The organism is Bacillus sp. EE-W1 (genome assembly GCF_009760835.1).
Taxonomy (GTDB): Bacteria; Bacillota; Bacilli; order Bacillales; family Bacillaceae_G; genus Bacillus_A; species Bacillus_A wiedmannii.
The window spans coordinates 1-6,760 of record NZ_WIPE01000140.1; the positions used below are offsets into that span (position 1 = coordinate 1).

A 6,760-nucleotide genomic window follows, 5' to 3' on the forward strand; every position below is an offset into this window, starting at 1 on the left:
CGTAAATCAGAAACAGAAATTTTTCCGTTTTTATCTGTAACAAGATTCGTATGAACTTCCTTACCGTTCATATCAACAATTTTAAAGATTGCACCTTCAAGCATCGTACGATCGATGTCATCGATTTTTGTTAATGTTACTGCACCTTTCTTTAAACTATTAGTAGCGGTAACAGTAATATTCTCTTTTTGACTTTTTTCGATAGTGAACGGAATAGGGTCTTTGCTTAAGGTATAGTCTTTTGGAGCTTTTACTTCAACAAATTGATAGTCTCCAGGACGTAAATCAGAAACAGAAATTTTTCCATGTACATCTGTTGTAAGCTCAGTACGAATGTCGTTACCATTCAGATCAGTAATTTTAAATACCGCATCTTTAAGAGCAGTACCATCTACATCATCCACTTTAGAAAGTTCCACAGCGCCTTTCGTTAAGCTATTTGTAGCTGTAACGGAGATAGGATCAGCTTGGCTCTTTGTAATTGTGAATGGAATTGGCTCTTTGTTTAAATCGTAGTGTTTCGGAGCCGTTGTCTCGATGAATTGATAATCACCAGGACGTAGGTCAGAAACGCTAATTTTACCTTGTTGATTCGTAACAAGATTTTTGTGAATTACAGTACCATTCATATCCACAATTTTAAATACTGCGCCTTCAAGAGTAGTGCCATCGACGTCGTCCACTTTAGAAAGTTCCACGCCGCCTTTTGTTAAACTATTTTTCATAGTAACGGTAGCAATATCTTTTTGGCTTTTTTCAATTGTAAATATAATTGGTTTTTTGTCTAAATCATAGTGTTCAGGAGCCGTTATTTCAACGAATTGATACGTACCAGGACGTAAGTTTTCGATAACGATTTTACCTTCACTGTTTGTTTTTAAATCTGTTTTAAGTACTTTGCCATCTTGATCTAGTAAATTAAATACCGCATCGGCAAGTTTTGTTTGAGTGTTTAAATCATCAACTTTAAGTAATTCGATACTACCTTGTTTTAAGCTATTTGTAGCAGTTAAAGAAATAGCTTTCTTCTGTCCTTTTTCAATAGTGAATTTGATTGGTGTTTCATCTAAAACGTAATGCTTAGGAGCTTTCGTTTCGATAAATTGGTAATCACCAGGACGTAGGTCGTTAATTTCGATTATTCCTTGTTCATTTGTAACAAGGTCTTTATGAACTACATCACCGTTCATATTAACAATTTTAAATACTGCATCTTTAAGAACAGTGCCATCAACATCATCTACTTTAGAAAGTTTAACTGCACCCTTTATTAAAGCATTTGTAGCAGTGACATGAAGAGTTTCAGTTTGGCTCTTTTTAATTGTAAATACGATAGGTTTTTTATCTAAATCGTAATGTTCAGGAGCAATTGTTTCAACGAATTGATACGTACCAGGACGTAGGTTTTCAACAACAATTTTACCTTCATCATTTGTTTTTAAGCCTTCTTCAACTAGCTCTCCGTCTGCATCTAATAAATTAAATACGGCGTTAGCAAGTTTTGTATTTATATCAATATCGTCAATCTTTGTTAGTTCAACGCTACCGTTTTTCAAAGCATTTTTGCCTGTAACATTGATCTCTTTCGTTTGACTTCTTTCAATTGTAAATGGAATTGTTGTTTCATCTAATACATAGTGCTCAGGAGCTTTTGTTTCAATGAACTGATAGTCTCCAGGGCGTAAATCAGAAACAGAAATTTTTCCGTTTTTATCAGTCGTTAAACCTTTTCGAATTACTTTTTTAGTATCATGAGCGTCAACAATTATAAATTCTGCACCTTCAAGAGTAGTGCCATCAACATCATCAACTTTTGTTAAAGTGACGCCACCTGTAAGTAAACTATTTTTTACAGTAACAGGGAGAGGAAGATCTTTCTTACTACCTTTTTTAATTGTGAACTTAATAGGTGTTTTGTCTAATTTATAATGTTCAGGGGCTTTTGTTTCGATAAATTGATAATCCCCTGGTGCTAAATCAGGAATAACTAATACTCCGTAATCATCTGTTGTTAAATCTTTCATAATTTCTTTGCCAGTTGCGTCTTGTAATGTGAATACAGCGCCGGCAAGAGCTTTCGCGCTCTCCACGTCATCTTCTTTAATTAATTTGACCTTTCCTCTCGTTAAACTATTTTTGAAAGTAATAGGGATGAGCTTTTGTTGGCTCTTTTCAATCGTAAATTCGATTGGTTCTTCATTTACATCGTAATAAGTAGGAGCCTTCGTCTCGATTAGCTTATAATTACCCGGACGTAAGTCTTGTACTACTAATTTACCGTCTTTATCAGTAGTAAGTTCCGTACGAACATCCTCACCTTTGTCATTAACAATTTTAAATACTGCACCTTCAAGGGTTTCCTTAGCATTTACAGAATCAACTTTTGTTAATTCAATACCGCCTTTTATTAAGCTATTAGTAGCTGTAACGTTAATAGCAGTCGCTTGGCTCTCCTTAATTGTAAATTCAATCGGTGTTTTATTTAAGGTATAATGCTCAGGAGCTTTCATTTCGATAAATTTATAGTTACCTGGACGTAAACCAGTAGCAATAATTTTACCTTCCTGATTCGTAACTAATTCTGTACGGACATCTTCATTTTTGTTATTAACAATTTTGAATACGGCGCCTGTAAGTACAGTGCCATCAGTATCATCGAGTTTTGTTAGTTCAACATCGCCTGGTAGTAGACCATTTTCAGCTGTAATAACAATCGGTGTTTTTTGACCTTTCTCAATTGTAAATTCAATTGGTGTTGATCGCAGTTCATAATGTTCAGGAGCTTTCGTTTCAATAAATTTGTATTTGCCTGGACGTAAGTCAGAAGCTTTAACAGTTCCGTTTGTATCGGTAGTTAATTCTGTACGAACGTCTTCGTTCTTATCATTCACGATTTTGAACATAGCTCCAGCAAGAGGAGTCTTTTTATCAAATTCGTCGACTTTTAATAGCTCAACAGCACCTGTTGTTAAACTGTTTTTTGCAGTAATTGAGATAATGCTTGTTTGACTTTTCTCGATTGTAAACGGAATTGGTTCTTTATTTAAGTCATAGTATTTAGGTGGTGTTGTTTCAATAAATTGATAATCACCAGGATCTAAATCTTTAACGGTCAAAGTTCCATCTTTTTCTGTTTTTAAGTTTGTACGGACATCTTCATTTTTGTCGTTAACAATTTTGAATACGGCACCTTCAAGGGTAGTGTCATCAATATCATCCACTTTTGTTAACGTAACGCCACCTTTAATTAAAGAGTTTTTTGCTGTAATAGAAGCGACTGTAGTTTGGCTTTTTTCTATTTCAAATAGAATAGGCGTTTTGTCTAATTCATAATGCTCAGGAGCTTTTGTTTCGACAAACTGGTATTTACCCGGACGTAAATCTTTTGCTTCTATTTGTCCATGTTCATTTGTTGTTAATTTCTCATATCCAGGAATATTTTTTCCGTTGCGATCCTGAACAGTAAACTCTGCCCCTGCTAAAGTTTTATTATAATTATCCACTTTTGTTAAAAGAGCAGATCCTTTAGTTAAACTATTTGTCGCAGTTTGGTTTACTACTGTTGTTTGATCTTCAGAGATAGTAAACGGAATAAGTTTGCTATCTAATTGATAATGCTCAGGAGCCTTCGTTTCTTGTAAGTAGTAAGTTCCTGGTTTTAGTTTATCTATAATAATTTGTCCGTTATTATTTGTTGTTAATTTTTCATGTTCTGGAATTATTTTTTTGTCTTTATCTAGTAGTGTGAAAACGGCGCCTTGTAGTGTTGCGTTTTTGTTCAGGTCATCAGATTTTGTTAAAACTACTTTCCCGACAAACTTCTTATTTGCAAGTTTATATGTTGTAGTCTCTTGTGTACCAAGTTCAACAATTTTCCCTTGTTTTAAATCCCAGCTAATTACATAGCCTTCAGGAGCTTTTGTTTCTTTTAATAAATATTTATCGCGCTTTAAGTTATTAAACTTAGCAATACCATCTTTGTCTGTTGTTATTTCGCGGATAACGGTTTTTCCTGTACGATCGTATAAAGTAAATTCTGCCCCGGACAATGGTACTTTCTTATTGTCGTTATCTACCTTTATAATTTCAAGGTTTCCGCGCCCTTTAGTAGCAGATCCTCCGCCTGAACCGGAAGACATTCTCACTTCAATCGTTTCAACAGTTTCTGTATTCTTAACTGTTAACTGATTGCCAGCGATTTTTGCTTTATTACTCACTTTTTCTTTATCGTCTGCATTAATAAGTGAGCGATATTCTAAAATATAAGCTCGATCAATTTTTTTCAAGAAGGCAATTTCGAAATGTTGCTTTCCGGTATTATTGTCTGTTGTTATTTTGAGTTTATAGTCTGTTCCTTCTTTTAATTCGTTTACTGTATCTTTTGTTAAATTTCCATATGGATCAACAGTTGTAGGATATAAGTGGAATGAATCTGCCACAAGTACCTGATTGTCTGTTGGATCGTCTGTTACAACTGCGTCTGCAATGGTTGATTGACTTTCGTTAATTGCAATACTCCAATTAATATAGTTGTCGTCTTGCACAGCCTTTTTAGTAACAAAGCTGCCACCTTTATTTACTTGAGTGTCACCTTTAAGGGTGTTTACAATTTTAGAGCCATCTTTTAACTCTGCCTCGTTTTTGTAGGTGCCTTGGATAAGTTCACCATCGAGGCTTGTTTTAAAGATAATATAGTAAGGTGAATTAATTGATTGCTTGAAATGAACCTTTAGGGTGTTTTTATTTTTATCTGTAGGTTCTTCAAGTTCATACTCTTTAGGTGATACGGCATCACCAGGTCTTGCATTATCCGGGCTTCCATTTAAAATCATATCGCGTACTTCAATGGATCCTGGTACTAACTTTTGTTTATCTTGTATTACGTCTATAACATATGGATCTTTAATCTCAACATTATTATAATTAAAACCTATTATCCAAGTGATTTCTTTCGTTTGGGCGTTATAAGAACCGTATTTATATCCATTCGCCTTTGTGAAAGCATCAGGATCAAAGTCTGCTTCAACTTTATTTGATTGTGGATTGGACCCTGCATCTATCCAAGATAGGTTACCTGTATTTTTAAATGAAGTTTTACCACTTTCTAATTTTGTATAGTCAAAGTCTGTCGTATATTTTACGACTAATGTCTTTGTCATATTAGTCTGATATGTACCTATAAGGGTAATTTTGAAACCTTTATCTGTTACATCTAAAACATAGTCAGTCTTAGCTTGAAGGGTATAATCTCCGTCTTTAATTTCTAGTTTATTATCTTTTAATTGTAATCCACCATGATCAAAGGTATCCGTAATGATGGCATTGTTTAATGGATAGTTGTTATTATTTACCGCAATTGTCCAGGTTGTTGTTTTGTCTTTATAGTTTGTTTCAGCTTTATTATTAGATTTAATAATATTTTGCTGCTGGAAGCCAGCCTCATTTTCTTTACTTGAGTCATTATCAGCTGTAACTGTATTTTTTACTTTTCCATCTTTTATGATACTATCAGTTGGCTTTGTTTTATAGGTAATTACATAAGCACTATTAATATCCTCATTAAACTGTAAATCGAATCCATTCTTCTTGTTACTTACAGTGTAATTATTAACAGTGTCGCCTGTTACAAGTCTTCCTTTATCATCGTATGAAGCGTTCTTCACAACGATAGAATTTGCATCTAGTTCATGTGTATCGTCAAAAATATCTTTTAAAAGTGCATCTGTTTTTTTGATATTTTTTTGATCACCGTTGTAAGTAATTGTCCATTCAATCGTTTGCGTCTTTGGATCATACTTACTTGTTTTGTTTAAATGTGTACCACGAGAAACCGTTACAGTAGAGCTTGCATTTTGTTGCTTTTGATTATCACTCGTTATCGTAACGTTATTTTGGAAGCTTTTTACGTTTTCATCAGTAATTTTTGTTGCATATTCAATTTGATATGCTTTATTGATAGAATCTTTAAAAGCAATCTCCAATTTTGAGCCCTCTGATGAACTAACTTTGTAATCTGCTGAATCAGCCTCTTTACCACGTGTTACGTTCCCATTAACATCAACTTCTAAATAATAAACTTTAATAGAATCTTTATTTAAGCTTGTGCCTGGTGGAATGTTATCTTTAAAAACAGCGTTTTTAAGAGTGTCTTTCGTTTTGTTCATCTCTACTGTCCAATTAATTTCATTTGTATTAATTGGTCTATCAGGTAACCCTTTTTTATTCGTAGTTGTTTGTACATTAGGCTTAAAGTCAACTGTAATAGAAACATCTTTATCTTTAATTGGGAAAGGAATTTCTTGTGTTGTTGTACCTTTAATTTCAGCTTTATTAAATTCTGTCTTTAATTGTAGGTTACCACCAACATCTGGATGTTCTTCAACATAATCGTTAAATGTCATAGTGACTTTTCCATCTTTTGTAACAGTGAAATTACCAATTGGATTGTTTTCACTATCGTATAAAGGACTGTTAATTGTATTGTAAATCTTAAAATGTTTAGGAAGATCAAAAATATAGTAATCTCCGCTTTTCACATTCATTGATTTTAAAAGTTCCCATGTAAACTCGATATTGGCAGGGGAATCTGTACTTGGACGGTTATCCTCTGTAAATGGTTTTCCGTCTTTGTCCGTCAACTTTACACCCGTTAAAAGGTTTGTTGTTATTTGCTTTGGACCTGAATTTGTATTCTCAGCAGGATCGCTTGCTAGCTTTTGTTCTGGGTTGTCAGTAGCAGGTTTAGTTGCTGGGTTTTGTT

Annotated in this window: 1 protein-coding gene; it reads right to left on the reverse strand. The window is 33.8% G+C overall.

Annotated features, from left to right (window positions below; all coding sequences use genetic code 11):
- The coding region (locus tag GFJ36_RS28480) for a SpaA isopeptide-forming pilin-related protein (RefSeq protein ID WP_157349831.1) at positions 1-6,760 on the reverse strand (6,760 nt) is incomplete at both ends.